The organism is Agrobacterium sp. LR_9 (assembly GCF_041954855.1).
GTDB classification, from domain to species: Bacteria; Pseudomonadota; Alphaproteobacteria; order Rhizobiales; family Rhizobiaceae; genus Agrobacterium; species Agrobacterium leguminum.
On sequence record NZ_JAVAYA010000003.1, the window covers coordinates 82,312 to 103,805 of the forward strand.

The window sequence follows — 21,494 nt, forward strand, 5'->3', positions numbered from 1 at the left end:
TCACGCCGGCAGGAATATCACGCTGGCCCAATACCTGACCGAGGCGGAGAGACGGAAGTGCCTGCATTGCTGCCTTCGGCGGCAAACCTGTTCGTTGTTCAACATGATACGACGTGGACCGCATATCCTGTGCGGCTCACCGCGCCGTGGGCCGTTTTTGGGGGACGTATAATGCTGGGGTTAGGGAAAAGCGCAGATAACAGAAATATACTCGATGCCATATCGAGATCGCAGGCGGTCATAGAATTCGATCTCAAGGGTAATATCCTCACCGCGAATAAAAATTTCTGCACGGCGCTGGGTTATGATCTCACCGAGATCGTCGGCAAGCACCATCGCATCTTCTGCGACAGCGAGCTTGCCGGGTCGCGGGCCTATCAGGAATTCTGGGAGTCTCTCGCCCGTGGCGAGTTCCAGGCCAGGGAATATCGCCGTATCCGCAAGGACGGCTCGGTTATCTGGATCGAGGCCTCTTACAACCCGGTTTTCCGTTCCGGCAAACCCTATAAGGTCGTGAAGATCGCCACCGACATCACCGCCAAGAAAATCAGGGCCGTGGACGATGCGGGCAAGCTGGAGGCGCTCTCCCGTTCGCAGGCCACCATCGAGTTTTTCCCGGATGGCACCATCATTACCGCCAACCCGAATTTCTGCGCCACGGTGAATTACGACCTCAAGGAAATCGAGGGCAGGCATCACCGCATGTTCTGCGATCCGGCCTATGCCGCCTCGCCTGCCTATGGCAATTTCTGGCCGCGACTGGCGGCAGGGGAATTCATCTCGGATGAATTTGTCCGCTATGGAAAGAACGGCAAGGAAATATGGATCCAGGCCGCCTATAATCCGGTGCTGGACGAGGCGGGCAAGGTTGTCAAAGTGGTGAAATTCGCCACGGATGTCACGCCGCGCATGAGCGCCATCAGTGTGCTTGCCGATGCCCTGCGGGCGCTTGCCGAAGGTGATCTTGTGCAGCGCCTCGACAACAGCTTCGTGCCCAGCATGGAAAAGCTGCGCGCGGACTTCAACGAAGTCGTCGCCAAGCTGCAGGCCACCATGCAGACTATCGCCCACAATGCCTCGACAATCGCTTCGGGCTCCGGCGAAATCCGCATCGCTGCCGATCAGCTTTCGCAGCGTACCGAACAGCAGGCCGCCTCGCTGGAAGAGACAGCAGCCGCGCTGGAGGAAATCACCACCACCGTTACCGATGCCAGCCGGCGCGCCGGCGAGGCCGGAAAGCTGGTGCTGCGAACAAGAGAACATGCCGAACACTCCGGCGATATCGTCCAGCAGGCAATTTCCGCCATGGATGCGATCTCGCGTTCCTCGGGTGAAATCACCAATATCATCGGCGTCATTGACGACATCGCCTTCCAGACCAATCTTCTGGCCCTCAATGCGGGTGTCGAAGCCGCCCGGGCCGGCGAAGCGGGCAAGGGTTTCGCCGTTGTGGCGCAGGAAGTCCGCGAACTCGCACAACGGTCCGCCGTTGCGGCCAAGGAAATCAAATCCCTCATCAACACCTCCCGCGAGCAGGTCGCCAACGGTGTGGATCTGGTGGGCAGAACCGGCGGCGCGCTCCGGGATATCCAGTCGCAGATGAGCGAGATCGACACCAATGTCTCGGCGATCGTTGAAGCCTCGCGCGAGCAGGCGAATGGTCTCAGCGAAATCAATCAGGCCGTCAACGTCATGGATCAGGCCACCCAGAAAAACGCCGCCATGGTGGAGGAAACCACCGCCGCCAGCCACGGCCTCGCCACGGAAGCGGAAAATCTGCACGAATTGCTGCGGCAGTTCAGAATATCCCACGAGGCATCGCCCGCCCGCCCGGCCGACAAAAAACCGGCCGTCGTCACCCGGCTCCCGACGCCGCAACCGCGATATGCCGCCGCGCCAAGATCTCACGGAAACGCAGCGGCCGAATGGGCGGAGTTCTAGGCCCGCTCTGAAGCCAAGGGCCGCCGGGAAACGGCGGCCTTAATGTTATAGAAGGATACGATCCGCCCGGGTGAAGATTTCAAAATCCTCACCCCGCACCAGCGCCACAAGTGTGACACCCGAACTCTCGGCCGTTTCGATGGCAAGCGCCGTGGGCGCGGAGATCGCCGCCAGAATGGGGCTGCCAAGAATGGCGGTCTTCTGGACCATTTCCACCGACAGTCGGCTGGTGACCACCACAATGCCCGTATCGGGCGATAGGTCCGCATTGACGACCGCACCTGCGAGCTTATCGAGCGCATTGTGCCGGCCGACATCTTCGCGGACAGCAAGCAGCCCTTTTTGAGGATTGTAGAAACCCGCGCCGTGAACTGCCCTTGTTTCGCGATTGAGGCTTTGCGCTTCATTCAGCGCTTTCACCGCAGCAACGATGTCATCTCCGTCAATGGAGACTTCCACGCCGCTCAACTCCGGTACCACGCGGACCGCCTGTTCTATGGATTCAATGCCACAAAGACCGCAGCCGACGGGGCCTGCCATATGCCGCCGTCTTGCCCTCAGCGCATCCGCATTGGCATCCTGCAAATCCACCTGAACATCGAAGCCCTGCCCGGCCTCGGTCACCTCGATGGAACGGATTTCTGCCCTTGTGGATATGATGCCTTCCGTAAGACTGAAACCGACCGCGAAATCGACAAGATCAGCGGGGCTGGCCATCATCACGGCATGGGTGCTGCCGCCATAGGAAAAGGCAACCGGCACCTCCTCCGGCACCGCCCTCTCGCCCTCCACTATGACCCCTTCGCGCAAAGCGGTTCTTGCGACCCTCCGGTAACTTGCCTTTGCCGACACCCGATCACTCCTCCATGACGAAAATTCGCTTCGTCTCTCTCACGATCTCAAAGCAGCATTTCTTCCCGGTATCACATCTAACCGAAAGCCCTGAAAATCGGAATCGGTTTCCCGGGTGCGCCCGTTGAAGGGGCTCCTTGCCTCACCCATTTTCCGCACGTGCACCACTGATGCCTTCCCGCCAACGCCGTTCGGAAGCTCAGACCGGGCCGGGTGAGGGGCGTCTGTGCGAAAGCAGCCATGCTTCGCCTGATATGGTGAGGCAACAGCCCAAAACAAAAAAGCGACCGAAACGGCCGCTTTCTGCTTTAGGTTTTTTGTGGGCAGTCATTCTTTCGAACCCGCCCGGTGCTTTCAAGCAGCGACAAGAACCTCATGCAGGTTCGTCAGTTCATAAAGATGCTTTTCAAGCTTGGTCAGATGTTCGTGGTGATGATTGCCCTCTTCGATTTCGGCCTTGGCCGCATCGATACGCTTCTGCAGCGTGTCGGGGGACATGTCATCGGCCGAAACGGCGGATTCGGCGAGAAGCGTGCAGCCGGTCGGCAGAATATCGGCAAAACCACCGAAGACGACATATTTATGCGTCTCGCCGGAAGCGAACTTCACCGTTACCAGGCCGGGCTTGATCGTGGTCATCGTCGGCGCATGATTGGCCAGAACGGTCATTTCACCCAGCGTAGCCGGGATGACGACTTCCGTAACCGTTTCGGAAACGAGCAGACGCTCCGGGGAAACGAGATCGAATTTGAAACTGTCAGCCATGGCTATTCACTTCTTTTCAATTACGCGGGCGTCACGGACTTGTCTTTTACAACGCAGGCGAAAGCCGTCCGGTTTCGCCACCATTGTCGGCAGGGCGCGCGGCTAAAGCCACGCGCCCGCCAATTCATGATCAGGCAGCCTCGGCAGCCAGCTTCTTTGCCTTTTCGATGGCTTCTTCCATCGAACCGACCATGTAGAAAGCAGCTTCCGGCAGGTTGTCATACTCGCCGTTGACCAGGCCCTTGAAGCCCTTGATCGTGTCTTCGAGAGCGACCAGCTTGCCCGGCGAACCGGTGAAGACTTCAGCAACGAAGAACGGCTGCGACAGGAAACGCTCGATCTTGCGGGCGCGGGCAACCGTCAGCTTGTCTTCTTCCGACAGTTCGTCCATGCCGAGGATGGCGATGATGTCCTGCAGAGCCTTGTAGCGCTGCAGGGTCGACTGAACCTTACGAGCCACTTCATAGTGCTCTTCGCCGACGATCATCGGGTCAAGCATACGCGAGGTGGAGTCGAGCGGGTCAACAGCCGGGTAGATACCCTTTTCAGCGATCGAACGCGACAGAACCGTCGTTGCGTCAAGGTGGGCGAACGAGGTGGCAGGTGCCGGGTCGGTCAAGTCGTCGGCGGGAACGTAAATGGCCTGAACCGAGGTGATCGAACCCTTGGTCGTGGTGGTGATGCGTTCCTGCATCTGGCCCATGTCGGTTGCGAGCGTCGGCTGGTAGCCCACGGCCGAAGGAATACGACCGAGCAGAGCCGACACTTCCGAACCAGCCTGCGTGAAGCGGAAAATGTTGTCCACGAAGAACAGAACGTCCTGACCTTCGTCACGGAAGTTTTCAGCGATCGTCAGACCGGTCAGAGCGACACGGGCGCGGGCGCCCGGCGGTTCGTTCATCTGGCCGTAAACGAGTGCTGCCTTGGAGCCTTCGCCGCCGCCGAGCTTGTTGACGTTCGACTCGATCATTTCGTGATAGAGGTCGTTACCTTCACGGGTACGCTCACCAACACCGGCGAATACCGAGTAACCGCCGTGCGCCTTGGCGACGTTGTTGATCAGTTCCATGATGAGAACCGTCTTGCCAACGCCGGCGCCGCCGAACAGGCCGATCTTGCCGCCCTTGGCGTAAGGAGCCAGAAGGTCGACGACCTTGATGCCGGTGACGAGGATCTGTGCTTCCGTCGACTGCTCGACATAGGCCGGCGCGTCCTGGTGGATGGCGCGCTTGGAAGCGGTAACGATCGGACCGGCTTCGTCAACCGGCTCACCGATGACATTCATGATACGGCCGAGCGTTTCCGGACCAACCGGAACGGAGATCGGTGCACCCGTGTTGACGACGCCCTGACCCCGAACCAGACCTTCGGTCGAGTCCATGGCGATCGTGCGAACGACGTTTTCGCCGAGATGCTGCGCGACTTCCAGAACGAGGCGGTTGCCATTGTTCTCGGTTTCGAGCGCGTTCAGGATCGGAGGCAGTTCGCCTTCGAACGCCACGTCGACAACAGCGCCGATAACCTGGGTAACCTTGCCCGCGCCGTTCACCGCTGCGGTTTTCTTGGGGGTAGCTGCCTTAGCCATTATCCTTACCCTCTTTCCTTACCTCAGAGCGCTTCCGCGCCCGAAATGATTTCAATGAGTTCCTTGGTGATCTGAGCCTGACGCTGACGGTTGTAGGACAGCGTCAGCTTGTTGATCATCTCACCGGCATTGCGCGTTGCATTGTCCATCGCGCTCATCTTGGCGCCCATTTCACCGGCAACGTTTTCGAGCAGAGCCCGGAAAACCTGAACCGAAATGTTGCGCGGAATAAGGTCTTCCAGAATAGAAGCCGCATCCGGCTCATATTCGTAGACGGCGTTCTGCGTTGCGGCATCCTCTTCCACAACAGGCGTTGCGGCCGGAATGAGCTGCAGGCCGGTCGGGATCTGGCTGATGACGGACTTGAATTCCGAGTAGATCAGCGTGCAGACATCGAACTCACCGGCGTTGAAGAGCGAGATCACCTTCTTGGCGATCTGGTCGGCATTTTCAAAACCGACCTTCTTCACGTCGCGCAGTTCGATGCGCTCGATGATGTTGGCTGCAAATTCGCGGCGAAGGCTGTCGTAACCCTTCTTGCCAACCGTGATGATCTTGACCGTCTTGCCTTCCGAAATCAGCTTGCGGGCGTGATCGCGGGCAAAACGGGAAATCTGCGAGTTGAAACCGCCGCAAAGGCCACGTTCAGCCGTGCAGACGACGAGCAGGTGCACGTCGTCCTTGCCGGTGCCGGTCATCAGCGCCGGAGCAACGTCCGCCTCGACCGCCTTGGCGATGTTGGCGAGAACGGCGCTCATGCGCTGAGAATAAGGCCGGGCGGCCTCCGCAGCTTCCTGGGCGCGCCGAAGCTTCGCCGCGGCGACCATTTTCATCGCCTTGGTAATCTTCTGCGTCGCCTTTACGGAGGCAATGCGGTTTTTCAGATCCTTTAGTGAAGGCATCCGTTATCCGTCCGAGTAAAAGAGCCCTGATTACGAGAAAGACTTGGCGAAGCTATCAAGAGCGCCCTTGAGCTTGCCCTTGGTATCGTCGCTGATAGCCTTTTCCGTGCGGATGGTGTCGAGGATCGCCTTGCCTTCCGAGCGGAGGTAGGAAAGCAGACCCTGCTCGAACTTGCCGACCTGTGCGACCGGAACCTTGTCGAGGTAGCCGTTGACACCGGCGAAGATCACCGCAACCTGCTCTTCCGTCTTGAGCGGAGAGAACTGCGGCTGCTTCAGAAGCTCGGTCAGGCGGGCGCCGCGGTTGAGCAGGCGCTGCGTGGAAGCGTCGAGGTCCGAACCGAACTGGGCGAAGGCAGCCATTTCGCGATACTGGGCGAGTTCACCCTTGATCGAGCCGGCAACCTGCTTCATTGCCTTGATCTGGGCGGCGGAGCCAACGCGCGAAACCGACAGACCGACGTTAACGGCCGGGCGGATACCCTGATAGAACAGGTCGGTTTCAAGGAAGATCTGGCCGTCGGTGATCGAGATCACGTTGGTCGGAATAAAGGCCGAAACGTCGTTACCCTGGGTTTCGATAACCGGCAGAGCCGTCAGCGAACCGGCGCCCATTTCGTCGGAGAGCTTTGCAGCGCGCTCGAGAAGACGGGAATGGAGGTAGAAAACGTCGCCCGGATAAGCTTCGCGGCCCGGAGGACGGCGCAGCAGAAGCGACATCTGACGATAGGCAACGGCCTGCTTGGAAAGGTCGTCGTAGCCGATGAGAGCGTGCTTGCCGTTGTCACGGAAGTACTCACCCATGGCGCAGCCGGCGAACGGAGCGAGGTACTGCATCGGAGCCGGATCGGAAGCGGTGGCCGCAACGATGATCGAGTACTGCAGCGCACCGCGCTCTTCCAGAACCTTCACGAACTGGGCGACGGTCGAACGCTTCTGACCGATAGCGACGTAGACGCAATAAAGCTTGTCGCCATCCGGGCCATTGTCGTGAATGGCCTTCTGGTTCAGGATCGTATCGAGAATGATGGCGGTCTTGCCGGTCTGGCGGTCGCCGATGACCAGCTCGCGCTGGCCGCGGCCAACCGGGATGAGCGCATCAATGGCCTTGAGGCCGGTCGACATCGGCTCATGAACAGACTTGCGCGGAATGATGCCGGGAGCCTTGACGTCAACGCGCGAACGCTTGGCGGCATTAATCGGGCCCTTGCCGTCGATCGGGTTGCCGAGCGCGTCAACGACGCGGCCGAGCAGTTCCGGACCGACAGGAACGTCAACGATAGCGCCAGTCCGCTTTACGGTGTCGCCTTCCTTGATGTCACGGTCCGAACCAAAGATAACCACACCGACGTTGTCGGCTTCGAGGTTGAGCGCCATGCCGCGAATGCCGCCGGGAAACTCGACCATTTCGCCGGCCTGAACATTGTCGAGGCCATAGACGCGGGCGATACCGTCACCGACGGAAAGCACCTGACCGACTTCCGAGACTTCCGCCTCGTTGCCGAAATTTTTGATTTGATCTTTCAGAATTGCGGAAATTTCCGCGGCGCGGATATCCATCAGCCAACCTCTTTCAGTGCAAGCTTAAGGGTGGAAAGTTTGGTGCGAAGAGACGTATCGATCTGGCGAGAGCCGACCTTGACGATCAGGCCGCCGAGGATCGACGGATCGACGGTAACGGAAACCGCCACATCCTTGCCGGTAACGCTCTTCAGCGCCGCCTTCAGTTCAGTTTCCTGCGCCTCGTCGAGCGCATGTGCCGAGGTAACCTCGGCGGTGATTTCGCCGCGGTGGGCAGCGGCAATGGTGCGGTAGGCTCGGATCATGCCGGGAACGGCAAAGAGACGGCGGTTATTCGCAACGACCTTGAGGAAATTGAGCGCGAGACCGGCAATGCCGGCCTTTTCGCAGATCGCGGTGATTGCCTTGAACTGATCCTCGGCGGAAAACACCGGGCTCGCAACCAGACGCTTCAAATCGTCGCTTTCGTCGAGAAGTGCGCCGAACTTATCCAGATCGGCCTGAACCGCTTCGACCGCACCCGCTTCCAAAGCAAGCTCGAAAAGCGACGACGCATACCTTTCCGCTACACCGGATGTTCCATGGGAGGTGTCTGCCACGGGCACTTTTTCCCTGCTAATCGTCCAAGACCATCAGCGATGGGGCTCCACCGCATCAAATTCTTGAAATCGTTTCAATTTCCCCGAAAAAGACCGGAATTCCCCCCTGCCTTTTCCCAATTTCGCGGTCCGTCTAGCATAGGACGCCGGGACTCGCAACACGCGTAATAGCGGAAAGCGCCGTTTGGGCAAGGGGGAATGCGTTTAAATTTTCCGATTTCGCCCAGGATGCGGCATCTGTGCGTCACAAAAGGCAAAAAGCCCGCTTCAGACCAGCCCGAACACGTAGCTCAACGACAGTGCAGCGAGCAGAAAGTGTACAACCAGAAGTAAGAAATTCCGCATGGTTGCGCCACCATCGGAGAGTATGGAGAGAATGCCGCCAAAGACACTGAGGCCGAAAGCCGCCCCAAAGGCGAGATAGACCATGGGCTGCGCGAGAAGCAGGGCGGCGGCGCCGAGACCGAGATAGAACCCGGCAAGCGACGAGCGCACGAGTGCATAACCATCCCTGCGCTCACCCGCCGGCTGGAGACCGAAGGCACGAAGCGTAATACCCGGCGCAAACATGAAAAAAAGGCCCATCACGGCCGAAACCACCGCCGCTCCGAAGGCCAGCTGCTCGCCGAACTCGGCGGGAAAATAAAACTCCATCTCGTTCCCCAAATCATTTTGACTGCCTGCTGCGTTATGACACGGTCATGACAGCGGGAAAACGCCCCGGCGGCAAAGTTCAAAGGAAACTTTGCGGGTCGATATCGAGCTGCACATGCACGCTGCCGCGCTCTTTCGGGCCATTGGCCAGAAGCGTGCGGAGAAAAGACTGCATGTCGGAATTGCGCCGCCCGTGCACCAGCAGGCGGAAACGGTGGCGACCGCGGATGAGCGCGAGCGGCGCTTCCGCCGGGCCGAGCAGCATGATGCCGGCAACTTGCGGGGCTGCGGCCCTTAAACCACGGGCATGGGTTTCCGCTTCCCCGCGCGTATCGGCCGAAACGATGATCGAGGCAAGCCGTCCGAAAGGCGGCAGAACGGCTTTTTCCCGCTCCACGATTTCCCTTTCGTAGAAGGCCGATGCATCGCCCGAAACGATGGCCTGCATGACGGGATGCTGCGGCTGATAGGTCTGCAACAGGCCATGGCTCTTCAACCCCGTTCGCCCGGCGCGCCCCGTCACCTGCGACAGCAGCTGAAACGTTCGCTCCGCAGCACGCGGATCGCCATTGGCAAGGCCGAGATCGGCATCGACGATGCCCACAAGTGTCATCAGCGGAAAATTATGTCCCTTGGCGACGAGCTGCGTGCCGATCACGATATCAGCCTCGCCCTTGACGATCGCCTCCAGCTCCAGCCGCAGGCGCTTGACGCCCATGAGATCTGAAGAGAGCACGATGGTGCGGGCTTCCGGGAAATGTTTCTCCACCTCCTCGGCAATGCGCTCCACACCCGGCCCGCAGGCCACCAGATGATCGAAGGTGCCGCATTCCGGGCAATGATCGGGCGTCGGCTCGTTGTGGCCGCACTGGTGGCACTGCAATTGATTGCGGAACCGGTGCTCCACCAGCCAGCTGGAACATTGCGGGCATTGGAAACGGTGGCCGCAGACCCGGCAGAGCGTCAGCGGCGCATAACCGCGACGATTGAGGAACAGCAGCGCCTGCTCACCCTTTTCGATGGTCTTGCCAATGCCGCGCAGCAGGACGGGTGACAGAAACCCTCCCCTCTCCGGCGGATGACGCCGCATATCGACAAGATGCAGGTCAGGCATTGCCGCATCGCCGAACCGCGTATGCAGGTGAATAGTGTTGTAACGCCCCGAGCTGCCATTAACCTGGCTTTCCACCGAAGGCGTGGCCGAAACCAGCACGACCGGAAATTCGGCGATCCGCGCCCTCACCACCGCCATGTCGCGGGCATTATAGAAGACGCGGTCTTCCTGCTTATAGGCGGGGTCGTGCTCTTCATCGACGATGATGAGACCGAGATTGTCGAAGGGCAGGAAAAGTGCCGAGCGCGCGCCGGCCACCACCTTCACTTCGCCCGTCACCGCCTGCCGCCAGACTTTTTCGCGCATGCGCGGCGACAGGTCCGAATGCCATTCCGCCGGTTTCGCACCGAAACGGTCCTGAAAACGCTCAAGAAAGGCCGCCGTCAGCGCAATTTCGGGCAGCAGGATGAGAACCTGCCTGCCCTGCCGGAGCGTCTCGGCCACCGCCTCAAAATAGACCTCTGTTTTCCCAGAACCTGTGACGCCGTCGATCAGCGAAACATGAAAGCCACCCTTGCGCACATCCTCGAGTATCTCCGAAGCGGCCTGTTTCTGCGGGCCTTCCAGACGCGGCTCGACATAATCAGGATCGGGTTCGGCCACGACAGGCGGCGCCGGCAGAAACACCGTCTCGAACACGCCCTGCTTGACGAGACCATCGATCACGCTGGTCGAAACGCCGGCGGCATGGGCAAGCCCGCTCTTCGTCCAGCCATGCCCTTCAGCCGCCAGTTCCATAACCCGCTCGCGGGCGGGGGTCAGGCGCTCCGGCCGGCCTTCGGTCAGCCGCAGCCCCTCGATCATCGGTTCGGGATCGAAGGCCGCGGGGGCTCTGAGCGCCATGCGGGCCACGAGGCCGGGCGGAGAAAGCGTATAGGCGGCGACCCAGTCCACAAAGCGGCGCATTTCCGCCTTCAGCGGCGGGCACTCGAAACTTTTGGTGATGGGCCGCAGCTTCTTCGGATCGACGCCCTTCTCGCCCGCATCGTCCCACACCACGCCGAAGACTTGTCGGGGGCCGAGCGGTACCTGCACGACGGAACCGGTCTCCACCACCATATCCTCGGGCACCGAATAGCTGTAGGGCCCGGGCGCCGGCATGGGCACGAGAACGGGCACCGTGCGCGTGGGCGACGGCGGGTCGAACAGAGCCCCAAACAGATCGGACGAATCTTTTGCCATGATGTGGCGACCATGCCCCGGCGACAGGAAAAAGGAAACCGCCCGGATGTAGTGGGCGCGCCTTGCAAAGTCTACCTCTTAACCAAATGCTGACCATAAGCGCATAGTTTCGAAGCATGGAATGGAGCGCCGCGTGACCGAAATCCTGACATTTGCCCAAGCCGATCTTCTCGATGAGCGCCAGTCCTGGCTCTCCGCCCTCGCGGGCGAACGCCGGCTTTCGGACAATACCGTCGAGGCCTATGAGCGCGATACCCGGCAATTTCTGACATTCCTGACAGGATATATCGGCAAACCGGCCTCCATCACCGATATTGCCGATCTGCGTCCGGTCGATCTTCGCGCCTTTCTGGCAAACCGGCGCAAGGAAGGCGCCGGCGCACGTTCGCTGGGCAGGCATCTGGCAGGCCTGCGCTCCCTGCTCCATCACCTGCAGAAAAAAGGTCTGGTGAACGCCGCAGGCGCCACCGCCATGCGCGCGCCCAAACAGCCGAAATCGCTACCGAAACCGCTGACCGACCGGCAGGCGCTGAAAATCACCACGAGTGAAGCGCAATTGAACGACGAACCATGGATCGCCGCCCGCAATGCCGCGGTTCTTTCACTGCTTTATGGCTGCGGCCTTCGCATTTCCGAGGCGCTCGGTCTTACCCCGGCCGATTTCCCGCCCGGCGCCCGCAGCCTGCGCATTACCGGCAAAGGCAACAAGACGCGGATTGTGCCCCTGCTGGCGGTGGTGACGGAAGCCGTCGATACCTACAGGAAGCTTTGCCCCTATGCCCTGTCGGCGGATGAGCCCATGTTCCTCGGCGCACGCGGCGGAAAGCTGCAGCCCGCCATCGTCCAGAGGGAAATGCAGAAACTGCGCGGCGCTTTCGGCCTGCCGGAAAACGCCACGCCGCATGCGCTGCGCCACTCCTTCGCCACGCACCTTCTCGCCGGCGGCGGCGACCTGCGCACGATTCAGGAACTGCTCGGCCATGCGAGCCTATCCACTACGCAGGTTTATACCGGGGTCGACACTACGAGACTGCTGGAAATCTACGACAACGCCCATCCGCGCGCATGAAGCAGGAAATGGTTAACCATAATAATTAACCAGACATCCAAGCCGCCGTTCTATAAGCGAACGACAACCGGATTGGACCGATGCACAGCCTGATAAAACCGCAAAACCTCACCGCCACCCTGATGGGCAAGACCGGCGACGCCCTGCTGTGGCTGCTTGCCGCCCTGCATGTCACCGCCGTCGCAATCCTGCTCATGACCTTGCTTTCGCTGGGGCAAGCGGAAGCCGCGCAACAGCAGATCACCTGCACCGGCAGCGACATTCTCGTGGAGATGCGCAAGACCGATCCGCAAGCCTTCGCAAAGATCGAGCAGGAAGCGGCCGCGATCCCGAACGGCAAGGGCAATTTCTGGCGCATCGAAAAGGCGGGAACGCCCACGTCCTATCTTCTCGGCACCATGCATGTCACCGATCCGCGTGTTCTGGAAATGCCTGCCGCCGCCAGCCCCGCCTTTGAAAAAGCCGCGACGGTGATCGTTGAATCGGACGAAATCGTCGATGACAAGAAGGTCGCGGCGTCGCTGCTGAGCAAGCCCGAACTCACCATGTTTCTGGATGGCAAATCGATCACCGACATCCTGTCGCCGGAAAATGTCGCGCGTCTGGAAAAGGGCCTCAAGGAGCGCGGCATTCCGCTGAACGCCGTATCGCGCATGAAGCCATGGATGCTTTCGAGCTTCGTCGCCCTTCCCGCCTGTGAGTTCGCCCGCAAGGCAACAGGCCTCTCCTTTCTGGACAAGAAGCTGGCCGAAGATGCCATTGCTGACGGAAAACACCTTGTCGGGCTGGAGACTATGGTGGAACAGCTGACGGCCATGTCGGAGCTGCCGATGGAATTTCATCTTCAGGCGCTGATCGAAACGCTCGAACTGGGCGACCGCATGGATGACATCATGACAACCATGACCGATCTCTACGTCGCTGGCGATATCGGCATGACCATGCCCATGCTGAAAAGCATGGACCCCAAGAAAGCCGCAGCGGAAAGCGAACAGGGCTACGCCGCCTTCGAGCAGCGTATCATCACCGACCGCAACCACGTCATGGCGGAACGGGCGGCCCCCGAGCTTGCCAGGGGCAATGTCTTCATGGCCGTCGGTGCACTGCATTTGCCGGGCGAGGAAGGCCTTGTCGAATTGCTGCGCGCGGAAGGCTTCACCCTCACGCGGGTCGATTGACCGGCTCACTCCCGATGCTGACAGGCCGGACATTGGCGCAGAACGGCCGCATCGTCGCCGGCACGATGCGGCGGTGAAACGGTCCGACGACAAGAAGATAAAGCCGCCCAAACAGGTTCTTGCGCCTGACAATGGTGGTGACACTCACCAGCTGGCTGTTTTCCCTCTCTTCGAGATCGACAACGATCCGGAAATCAAGATGGCGGTCGTCGAAGCCGAGCACAGTCCGCTGTGGCGTGGAGGACAGGACTGGAAAACCACCCGCCGACGTCCCAGCCACCATTTCGACCGTTCTTAAACCGAAAAGCGCCACCACGCGGTTTCGAAGCGCCATAAGGCTGCGGATCCATGCAGGAGGATGATGGAGAAGGAGCCTGCTCACATCGAGTGAGGACGGCTCCGGCGTCACCATCTCTCCCTGATAGCGATCCTGCCAGTCTGCGCCCGGTAATATGTCTTCGATATCCTGCATTCCTGAACCCCGGCCGCGCCATGCGGCAGGGGCCACCTTCCTCTTTTTCCGAGAAACCGGAAACGCGACAAACCGCCGCTTAGCCGTGCGTCATGCGCTTCAGGACATTGGTGCGCCAGTAGAACTGGTGAACCAGAACGGCGACGACGTGACCGGCGATCAACACCCATATCAGCGCCTTGAAGGGTCCGGAATGCAACTGCCCGGCCGGCTGAGCGCCGAAGTAATAAGCGGCAATACCGGACAGGGGCAGGACGAGGAACAGGGCATAAAAGGTGAAATGCGCCAGCTTCGCCGCAATCTGAAACGGTCGCGGTTCTTCGGCGGGATGCGGCGGCACGCCCTGGAAGAAGCGTAGACAGAGGCGCAGCACTGCAAGCAACAGAATGGTGAAGCCGACATAGGCGTGAATATTGGCCGAAGATACCTGTTCCGGCGTCAGTGTTTCGCCCCGCCGCATCAGCCGGTAGGCATGTTCCATGCCATCGGGAAACAACAGGTTGAAGAAGATCAGAAGCGCCATCGCCCAATGGATGATGCGCTGCGGAACGGTGAAGGAAACTTGACTTGGAAACGCCATTTTATTGCCTTTTATCAAAAGGTTAGACAGGCTGTGGCGCGAGTATGGAAAACCCCGGCCTGCATGGCAAGCCGGGGTTTGGCAGATGACTGAAATTTAATGTTGGAGCAGCGGGCTCCAACACCGATCACATGTGGATCGGCTTGAAGAAGGTCGCGAGCGCAGCTTCCTTCACGGCTTCCGACATGGTCGGATGTGCATGGCAGGTGCGGCCCAGATCTTCCGAAGAACCGCCGAATTCCATCAGCACGGTGATTTCGTGGATCATTTCGCCAGCGCCGAAGCCGACGATGTGGCCGCCGAGAACCCGGTCGGTTTCCTTGTCGGCAAGGATCTTCACGAAACCATCCGTCACCTGCATGGCGCGGGCGCGGCCATTGGCGGTGAAGGGGAACTTGCCGACCTTGTAGGCGACGCCAGCGGCCTTCAGTTCTTCCTCGGTCTTGCCGACGGACGCGATTTCCGGCTGCGTATAGACCACGGCCGGAATGACGTCGTAATTCACATGGCCGCGCTGGCCGGCGAGGATTTCCGCGAGAGCAACGCCCTCGTCTTCCGCCTTGTGCGCCAGCATCGGGCCCTTCACCACGTCGCCGATCGCATAGATGCCGTCGACATTGGTCTTGTAGTGACCGTCGATTTCAACGCGGCCGCGGCTGTCCAGCACAACGCCGGCTTCCGCAAGGCCAAGACCTTCGGTATAGGGCTTGCGGCCGGTGGAGATCAGCACGACATTCGCTTCCAGCGTTTCGGCAGCGCCGCCCTTGACAGGCTCGAACACCACCTTTGCACCGGCAGCGGTCTTTTCAACGGCCGTCACCTTCGCGCCGAGCTTGAAATCGAGACCTTGCTTGGCCAGCAGGCGCTGGGCCTGCTTGGAAACTTCACCATCCATGCCGCCGAGAATATTGTCGAGATATTCGACGACGGTAACCTTGGCGCCGAGACGCGACCAGACCGAACCGAGCTCGAGGCCGATGACGCCGCCGCCGACGACGATGAGCTTTTCCGGAACCTTGGAAAGAGCGATCGCACCGGTAGAGGACACGATGACGCTTTCATCGATATTGACCTGAACGCCCGGAATGCCGGCAACATCCGAACCCGTGGCGATGACGATGTTCTTCGCTTCGATCTCCTGCGTCTCACCCTTGTCGTTGGTGACGGAAACCTTGCCGGCGGAAACCACCTTGCCGGTGCCCTGGAAGGCATCGATCTTGTTCTTCTTGAAGAGGAAGGAAACGCCGTCGACATTGGCCTTCACCACGCCGTCCTTATGGCCCATCATCTTTTCAAGGTTCAGCTTCGGCGCGGCGACTTCGATACCGAGCGAATCGACACCATGGGCGACATGCGCGAAGGTTTCGGACGCGTGCAGCAGCGCCTTGGACGGGATGCAGCCGACATTGAGGCAGGTACCGCCATAGGTCGCGCGCTTTTCGATGACAGCGACCTTCAGGCCGAGCTGTGCCGCCTTGACCGCGCAAACATAACCGCCGGGGCCGGTGCCGATTACAACTACATCATATGCCATATTCTGGTTCCTGCTTTATAGGGGCAAGATATCGGATCAATGCCCAGCTTCCGTTTGACCTGAAACTCAGGCCGCTTTTTCCGTTGCGAGTTTTATACCGAGAGCGATGAAGACCACACCGCTGGTGCGGTCGATCCATTGGCTGGCGCGCTGAAATGCGGCGCGCATGCGCGGCGTCGTCATGAACAGGCTGACACCGACGAACCACAGGATAAGGCAGCTCGCCATCACGAGACCATATCCGAACTTGATGGCGACCGGCGTGTGAGCGTGAACCACCGTCGAAAAGATCGACAGGAAGAAAAACACCGGCTTGGGATTGAGTGCATTGGCGGCAAAACCGAGCGTAAAGGCCTTAAGCGCGGTCTGGCTGCTTTTCACCTGAACGCCCTCAGCTTCAGCGGCGGGCAATTCGGTCTTGCCGGCGCGCAGCGCCTTGACGCCGATATAAATCAGATAGGCGACGCCCAGCCATTTGACGATGTTGAAGATATAGATCGACTGAGAAATGATGAGGCCAAGTCCGAGGATCGTATAGGTGACGTGGAACATCAGAGACGTCCCAACCCCGAAGCTGGTGATGATGGCCTGCTTGCGACCATGCACCATTGCCTGGCGCATCACCATAGCGAGATCGGCGCCGGGCGAGACGATCGCAAAGGAGAAGATCGCCATCAGGGATGCAAGTTCGATGAGATATTGATGCATCACGAGCCGCCTTCAAAACATCAGCACGATAAACATGAGTGCCAGACCAAGCATTGAGCCCAGCCAGACGAACGAGCGGATATAAGGAACGCCCGTAAGATAAAGCGGGATATAGACAACACGGCAGATCAGCCAGAGCCAGGCACCAATAAGCGCTAGCCCGGATGGGTCACCCGCCATGATAACGCCGAAGGCGAGTGCCACAAAAGCCGGATAGGTCTCCCGGAAATTCGCCGATGCGCGCGAAGCGCGACCGGAGAGCTTGCCCTGTGGCTTCTGCTCACCGTCCCTAGGACCGGCATTCCATTCACGACCCAACTCTCTGGTCGCCATTATCCCCTGTAACAGGACATGCACGACGAGAAGAAGAACGCTTAGACCGATAAGCGGTAAAAAAGGCGAAGCGGCAAGAAATGTCGGCTGCACGTCTGCTCTCCCGGGTGGTCTTTCAGCGGGGCCTCACTTGAAACCCCGCTGAAACGAAAAGCAAGACCGATTAAAGATCGAGAACCAGACGTTCCGGATCCTCGAGGCTTTCCTTGACGCGAACGAGGAAGGTCACGGCTTCCTTACCGTCAACGATACGGTGATCGTAGGAGAGCGCAAGATACATCATCGGGCGAATGACGACCTGACCGCCGATGGCGACCGGACGCTCCTGGATCTTGTGCATGCCGAGAATACCCGACTGCGGTGCATTGAGGATCGGCGAGGACATCAGCGAACCGTAGACACCGCCATTGGTGATGGTGAAGGTGCCGCCCTGCATGTCGGCCATGCCGAGCGAACCGTCACGCGCCGCCTTGGCGAGGCGGCCGAGTTCCTTTTCGACACCCGCGATGGAGAGCTGGTCGGCATCACGGATGACCGGAACGACGAGGCCCTTGTCGGTGCCGACAGCCATGCCGACGTGACAATAGTTCTTGTAGATGATGTCCGTGCCGTCGATTTCAGCGTTGACGGCAGGCAGTTCCTTGAGCGCGTGAGTCACGGCCTTGGTGAAGAAGCCCATGAAGCCGAGCTTGACGCCATGCTTCTTCTCGAACACGTCCTTGTAGCGGTTGCGCAGGTCCATGACGGCGCTCATGTCCACCTCGTTATAGGTGGTCAGCATGGCGGCGGTGTTCTGCGCGTCCTTCAGGCGACGGGCGATCGTCTGGCGCAGGCGGGTCATCTTCACGCGCTCTTCGCGAACGGCATCCTGCTCGGCGGAAACCGGACGGGGTGCAGCAGCCGGAGCGGGAGCGGCAGCCGGTGCCGAAACGCCCTTGGCGACAGCGGCAAGAACATCACCCTTCAGAACCTGACCGCGCTTGCCCGAACCGTCGACCTGATCGGCGGACAGGTTGTTTTCAGCAAGCAGCTTGCCGGCGGCAGGTGCAGGCGGCATGGAGCCGGTTGCCGGTGCGGCAACGGCGGCAGGTGCCGGTGCGGCAGCCGCAGCAGGCTTTGCCGGTTCTGCGGCAGGTGCGGAGGTCGCAGCGCCGGCAGCACCTTCGGCGATCTGGCCGAGAAGCGCGTCGAGACCGACGGTTTCGCCGTTCTGCGCAACGATTTCGGTGAGAACGCCGGACGCAGGCGCCGGGACTTCGACGGTAACCTTGTCGGTTTCCAGTTCAACGAGAGGTTCGTCGGCCTTGACGGTGTCGCCGACCTTCTTGAACCAGGTGCCGACGGTCGCTTCGCTGACGGATTCGCCGAGGGTTGGTACGCGGATTTCAGTGGCCATGATCTAGTTCCGTTATTCAGGTGTCTTTTTTGCGGGGCGGTGCGGGAGAGTTTTCACTCTCCCAGCGCGTCTTCCAGGAACGCAGCAAGCTGCGCCAGGTGCTTGGACATCAGGCCGGTCGCCGGAGAGGCGGCAGCCGGACGGCCCGTGTAACGGACCTTCTGGTACTTGGCGTCGATATGCGCCAGAACCCATTCCAGGTAAGGATCGATGAACGACCACGCACCCATGTTCTTCGGCTCTTCCTGGCACCAGACCATTTCCGCATTGCGGAAGCGCGACAGCTCGTTGATGAGCGCCTTGGCCGGGAACGGGTAAAGCTGTTCGATACGCAGCAGGTAGATATCGTCGATACCGCGCTTTTCACGCTCTTCGAGCAGATCGTAATAGACCTTGCCCGTGCACATGACGACGCGGCGGATCTTCGAATCCTTCTGCAGCTTGATCGGGCCGTCCTTGATGACCTCGGCATCGTCCCACAGGAGACGGTGGAAGGAGGACTCGCCTGCAAGCTCGGCCAGCGAAGAGGTGGCGCGCTTGTGACGCAGCAGCGACTTCGGCGTCATCAGGATCAGCGGCTTGCGGAAGTCGCGCTTCACCTGGCGGCGCAGGATGTGGAAGTAGTTGGCCGGGGTCGTGCAGTTGGCAACCTGCATGTTGTCTTCGGCGCACATCTGCAGCCAGCGCTCCAGACGGGCGGACGAGTGTTCCGGACCCTGACCTTCGTAGCCATGTGGCAGAAGGCAGACGAGACCGGACATGCGCAGCCACTTGCGTTCACCCGACGAGATGAACTGGTCGAACACGACCTGAGCACCGTTCGCGAAGTCGCCGAACTGGGCTTCCCAGAGCGTCAGCGCATTCGGACGGGCGAGCGAGTAACCGTATTCGAAACCGAGAACGGCCTCTTCCGAAAGCATCGAGTTGATGACTTCGTAACGAGCCTGCGTCGGCGCAAGGTTTGCCAGCGGGATGTAGCGTTCTTCGGTTTCCTGATCATAGAGAACCGAGTGACGCTGCGAGAAGGTGCCGCGTTCGCAATCCTGACCAGAAAGGCGGATCTTGTGGCCGTCAACGACGAGCGAACCGAACGCAAGCGCTTCCGCCATTGCCCAATCGATGCCTTCGCCCGTCTCGACCATCTGCGAGCGGTTTTCCATGAAGCGCTGGATCGTGCGGTGGGCGCTGAAGCCTTCCGGAATGGTCGACAGCTTCTTGCCGATCTCCTTCAGCTGCTTCATCGGCACGCCGGTCTTGCCGCGACGCTGCTCATCGGCATTGTCGGCAGCACGCAGGCCCGACCACTGGCCGTCCAGCCAGTCGGCCTTGTTCGGCTTGTAGGACTGGCCTGCCTCGAATTCCTGCTCGAGATGAGCGCGCCAGTCGGCCTTCATCTTCTCAAATTCGCCTTCGTTGATCAGGCCTTCGGCGATCAAACGGTCAGCGTAGATGCGCGCCACGGTCTTGTGGCCGCGGATGACCTTGTACATCTTCGGCTGCGTGAACGCCGGCTCGTCGCCTTCGTTGTGGCCGAAGCGGCGGTAGCAGAACATGTCCACGACGACGGGCTTGTGGAACTTCATACGGTATTCTGTCGCAACCTTCGCCGCATAGGTCACAGCTTCCGGATCGTCACCGTTGACATGGAAGATCGGCGCTTCGATCATCTTGGCAACGTCGGACGGATAGGGCGACGAACGCGAGAAGGCCGGGTTCGTCGTGAAGCCGATCTGGTTGTTGATGATGAAGTGCATCGTACCGGCAACGCGGTGACCGCGCAGACCTGAAAGGCCGAGAATTTCAGCAACCACGCCCTGACCGGCAAAAGCGGCATCGCCATGCAGAAGCAGCGGCAGAACCTTGGCGCGCTCGGAAAGCGGAATGATATCGCCGTCCCACTGCTTGGCCAGCTGGTCCTGCTTGGCGCGGGCCTTGCCCATAACGACAGGGTTGACGATTTCAAGGTGCGACGGGTTGGCCGTCAGCGACAGGTGAACCTTGTTGCCGTCGAATTCGCGGTCGGAGGAGGCACCGAGGTGGTACTTCACGTCGCCCGAACCTTCGACATCGTCAGGCTTGAACGAACCGCCCTTGAACTCGTGGAACACGGCGCGATGCGGCTTGCCCATCACGTTGGTCAGAACGTTCAGGCGACCGCGGTGAGCCATGCCGAGAACGACTTCTTCCAGACCTTCCTGGCCGCCACGCTTGATGATCTGCTCCAGCGCCGGGATCAGCGATTCACCGCCATCGAGGCCGAAACGCTTGGTGCCCTTGAAACGCACGTCGAGGAACTGCTCGTAACCTTCGGCTTCGACCAGCTTGGACAGAATGGCCTTCTTGCCTTCAGCCGTGAAGGCAACGCCCTTGTCCGGACCTTCGATGCGCTCCTGAATCCAGCCTTTTTCTTCCGGGCTGGACATGTGCATGAATTCGACGCCGATGGTGGAGCAGTAGGTGCGCTCCAGAATATCGATCATCTCGCGCACGGTCGCATATTCGAGGCCGAGCACGTTATCGATGAAAATCTTGCGGTCGTAGTCGCTTTCCTCGAAGCCGTAGGACTTCGGCGACAGCTCGTTGTAATCCTCAACCGCGACCGCGATGCCGAGCGGATCGAGCTTGGCATGCAGGTGGCCGCGCATGCGGTAGGCGCGGATCATCATGATGGCGCGAACGCTGTCACGGGTCGCCTGCAGAACTTCCGCCTGGCTGACCGGCTTGCCGGTGTCAGCGCTCTTGGCCTCAGCTTTCGCCTGAACCTTCTTCTCGATGGCCTTTTCGACCGTGGCCCAGTTGCCGTCGAGTGCGGATACCAGTTCGCCATTCGCCGGGATCGGCCAGTTGGCGCGCTTCCAGGAGGCGCCCTTGGCCGCCTTCTTCACGTCTTCCGGATTATCGGACAACGCCTTGAAGAAGCTCTGCCACTCCGGCGACACGGAAGAGGGGTCCTCTTCGTACCGGGCATAGAGCTGCTCGATATAGGCTGCATTCGCGCCGTCCAGAAACGACGTGATCTGAAACTGCTCGTTCGCTTCTTGCCTTGCCATTGTGTTCTTGCGGACTTATCCGTCCGCCTCCTCGATGCCGTTAGGGCCGTTCGCTGGCC

At 60.0% G+C, this 21,494-nt stretch carries 18 protein-coding genes; 3 read left to right on the forward strand and 15 right to left on the reverse strand.

Annotated features, from left to right (window positions below):
* Window positions 1-171: 171 nt before the first annotated feature.
* Window positions 172-1,941, forward strand: a complete 1,770-nt coding sequence (locus RAC79_RS04975) for a methyl-accepting chemotaxis protein (protein ID WP_078052388.1) — start codon at window positions 172-174, stop codon at window positions 1,939-1,941.
* Between the two features lie 45 nt (window positions 1,942-1,986).
* Here the strand turns inward: RAC79_RS04975 and fdhD are convergent, their stop codons facing one another.
* From fdhD to RAC79_RS05015, 8 genes are all read right to left on the reverse strand, one after another.
* Entirely contained in the window at window positions 1,987-2,793 is an 807-nt protein-coding gene (gene fdhD, locus RAC79_RS04980) for a formate dehydrogenase accessory sulfurtransferase FdhD (RefSeq protein ID WP_374996940.1), read from the reverse strand.
* Window positions 2,794-3,147: 354 nt separating this feature from the next.
* Window positions 3,148-3,558, reverse strand: coding sequence for a F0F1 ATP synthase subunit epsilon (locus RAC79_RS04985; protein ID WP_003492358.1), 411 nt, complete (start codon window positions 3,556-3,558; stop codon window positions 3,148-3,150).
* Between the two features lie 130 nt (window positions 3,559-3,688).
* Entirely contained in the window at window positions 3,689-5,143 is a 1,455-nt protein-coding gene (gene atpD / locus RAC79_RS04990) for a F0F1 ATP synthase subunit beta (RefSeq protein ID WP_065656966.1), read from the reverse strand.
* A gap of 23 nt (window positions 5,144-5,166) precedes the next feature.
* Complete coding sequence (locus RAC79_RS04995; RefSeq protein WP_035263533.1) at window positions 5,167-6,045, reverse strand: F0F1 ATP synthase subunit gamma; 879 nt, start codon at window positions 6,043-6,045, stop codon at window positions 5,167-5,169.
* A 30-nt stretch (window positions 6,046-6,075) separates the two neighbouring features.
* Window positions 6,076-7,605 carry a F0F1 ATP synthase subunit alpha gene (atpA, locus tag RAC79_RS05000; protein WP_004443771.1) on the reverse strand — a complete coding sequence of 510 codons (1,530 nt, stop codon included), beginning with the start codon at window positions 7,603-7,605 and terminating at the stop codon, window positions 6,076-6,078.
* Complete coding sequence (locus RAC79_RS05005) at window positions 7,605-8,171, reverse strand: F0F1 ATP synthase subunit delta (RefSeq protein ID WP_170988551.1); 567 nt, start codon at window positions 8,169-8,171, stop codon at window positions 7,605-7,607. Before RAC79_RS05005 ends, atpA begins: the two co-directional genes overlap by 1 nt.
* A 261-nt stretch (window positions 8,172-8,432) precedes the next feature.
* Window positions 8,433-8,819 (reverse strand): phage infection protein, encoded by a 387-nt coding sequence (locus RAC79_RS05010; RefSeq protein WP_003523527.1) that lies wholly within the window; start codon window positions 8,817-8,819, stop codon window positions 8,433-8,435.
* A gap of 79 nt (window positions 8,820-8,898) precedes the next feature.
* Window positions 8,899-11,115, reverse strand: a complete 2,217-nt coding sequence (locus RAC79_RS05015) for a primosomal protein N' (RefSeq protein ID WP_174039705.1) — start codon at window positions 11,113-11,115, stop codon at window positions 8,899-8,901.
* Between the two features lie 121 nt (window positions 11,116-11,236).
* On the opposite strand from RAC79_RS05015, the gene RAC79_RS05020 reads away from it, so the two are divergent.
* Together RAC79_RS05020 and RAC79_RS05025 are read left to right on the forward strand one after the other, a co-directional pair.
* The gene (locus RAC79_RS05020) at window positions 11,237-12,184 is read left to right on the forward strand and encodes a tyrosine recombinase XerC (RefSeq protein WP_142844366.1); all 948 of its coding nucleotides are present in this window, start codon (window positions 11,237-11,239) and stop codon (window positions 12,182-12,184) included.
* An 80-nt stretch (window positions 12,185-12,264) separates the two neighbouring features.
* On the forward strand, window positions 12,265-13,362 hold the full coding sequence (locus RAC79_RS05025; RefSeq protein ID WP_142779819.1) for a TraB/GumN family protein: 1,098 nt from the start codon (window positions 12,265-12,267) through the stop codon (window positions 13,360-13,362).
* Here the strand turns inward: RAC79_RS05025 and RAC79_RS05030 are convergent.
* The 7 genes from RAC79_RS05030 to RAC79_RS05060 form a co-directional block, all read right to left on the reverse strand.
* On the reverse strand, window positions 13,346-13,834 hold the full coding sequence (locus tag RAC79_RS05030) for a DUF2867 domain-containing protein (protein ID WP_174039706.1): 489 nt from the start codon (window positions 13,832-13,834) through the stop codon (window positions 13,346-13,348). The genes RAC79_RS05025 and RAC79_RS05030 overlap by 17 nt on opposite strands.
* Window positions 13,835-13,913: 79 nt before the next feature.
* Window positions 13,914-14,414: a cytochrome b gene (locus RAC79_RS05035; protein ID WP_174039707.1), complete on the reverse strand. Its 501-nt coding sequence runs from the start codon at window positions 14,412-14,414 to the stop codon at window positions 13,914-13,916.
* Window positions 14,415-14,541: 127 nt separating this feature from the next.
* Window positions 14,542-15,948 carry a dihydrolipoyl dehydrogenase gene (gene lpdA, locus RAC79_RS05040; RefSeq protein WP_174039708.1) on the reverse strand — a complete coding sequence of 469 codons (1,407 nt, stop codon included), beginning with the start codon at window positions 15,946-15,948 and terminating at the stop codon, window positions 14,542-14,544.
* Between the two features lie 66 nt (window positions 15,949-16,014).
* A complete protein-coding gene (locus RAC79_RS05045; RefSeq protein WP_125145311.1) occupies window positions 16,015-16,656 on the reverse strand; it encodes a LysE family translocator in 642 nt (213 codons plus the stop codon).
* A gap of 12 nt (window positions 16,657-16,668) precedes the next feature.
* On the reverse strand, window positions 16,669-17,082 hold the full coding sequence (locus tag RAC79_RS05050) for an MAPEG family protein (protein ID WP_125145312.1): 414 nt from the start codon (window positions 17,080-17,082) through the stop codon (window positions 16,669-16,671).
* Window positions 17,083-17,152: 70 nt separating this feature from the next.
* The gene (gene odhB, locus RAC79_RS05055) at window positions 17,153-18,385 is read right to left on the reverse strand and encodes a 2-oxoglutarate dehydrogenase complex dihydrolipoyllysine-residue succinyltransferase (RefSeq protein WP_035263525.1); all 1,233 of its coding nucleotides are present in this window, start codon (window positions 18,383-18,385) and stop codon (window positions 17,153-17,155) included.
* A gap of 53 nt (window positions 18,386-18,438) precedes the next feature.
* A complete protein-coding gene (locus RAC79_RS05060; RefSeq protein ID WP_065656956.1) occupies window positions 18,439-21,435 on the reverse strand; it encodes a 2-oxoglutarate dehydrogenase E1 component in 2,997 nt (998 codons plus the stop codon).
* Window positions 21,436-21,494: the final 59 nt, after the last annotated feature.

Bases quoted from the DNA above. Each gene is read 5' to 3' on its own strand.
- RAC79_RS05010 (WP_003523527.1), bottom strand. From the start codon at position 8,819: ATGGAGTTTTATTTTCCCGCCGAGTTCGGCGAGCAGCTGGCCTTCGGA.
- RAC79_RS05025 (WP_142779819.1), top strand. From the start codon at position 12,265: ATGCACAGCCTGATAAAACCGCAAAACCTCACCGCCACCCTGATGGGC.
- atpA (WP_004443771.1), bottom strand. From the start codon at position 7,605: ATGGATATCCGCGCCGCGGAAATTTCCGCAATTCTGAAAGATCAAATC.
- RAC79_RS04975 (WP_078052388.1), top strand. From the start codon at position 172: ATGCTGGGGTTAGGGAAAAGCGCAGATAACAGAAATATACTCGATGCC.
- lpdA (WP_174039708.1), bottom strand. From the start codon at position 15,948: ATGGCATATGATGTAGTTGTAATCGGCACCGGCCCCGGCGGTTATGTT.
- RAC79_RS05015 (WP_174039705.1), bottom strand. From the start codon at position 11,115: ATGGCAAAAGATTCGTCCGATCTGTTTGGGGCTCTGTTCGACCCGCCG.
- RAC79_RS04995 (WP_035263533.1), bottom strand. From the start codon at position 6,045: ATGCCTTCACTAAAGGATCTGAAAAACCGCATTGCCTCCGTAAAGGCG.
- RAC79_RS05035 (WP_174039707.1), bottom strand. From the start codon at position 14,414: ATGGCGTTTCCAAGTCAAGTTTCCTTCACCGTTCCGCAGCGCATCATC.
- odhB (WP_035263525.1), bottom strand. From the start codon at position 18,385: ATGGCCACTGAAATCCGCGTACCAACCCTCGGCGAATCCGTCAGCGAA.
- RAC79_RS05020 (WP_142844366.1), top strand. From the start codon at position 11,237: ATGGAGCGCCGCGTGACCGAAATCCTGACATTTGCCCAAGCCGATCTT.
- RAC79_RS04985 (WP_003492358.1), bottom strand. From the start codon at position 3,558: ATGGCTGACAGTTTCAAATTCGATCTCGTTTCCCCGGAGCGTCTGCTC.
- RAC79_RS05045 (WP_125145311.1), bottom strand. From the start codon at position 16,656: ATGCATCAATATCTCATCGAACTTGCATCCCTGATGGCGATCTTCTCC.
- RAC79_RS05060 (WP_065656956.1), bottom strand. From the start codon at position 21,435: ATGGCAAGGCAAGAAGCGAACGAGCAGTTTCAGATCACGTCGTTTCTG.
- RAC79_RS05030 (WP_174039706.1), bottom strand. From the start codon at position 13,834: ATGCAGGATATCGAAGACATATTACCGGGCGCAGACTGGCAGGATCGC.
- atpD (WP_065656966.1), bottom strand. From the start codon at position 5,143: ATGGCTAAGGCAGCTACCCCCAAGAAAACCGCAGCGGTGAACGGCGCG.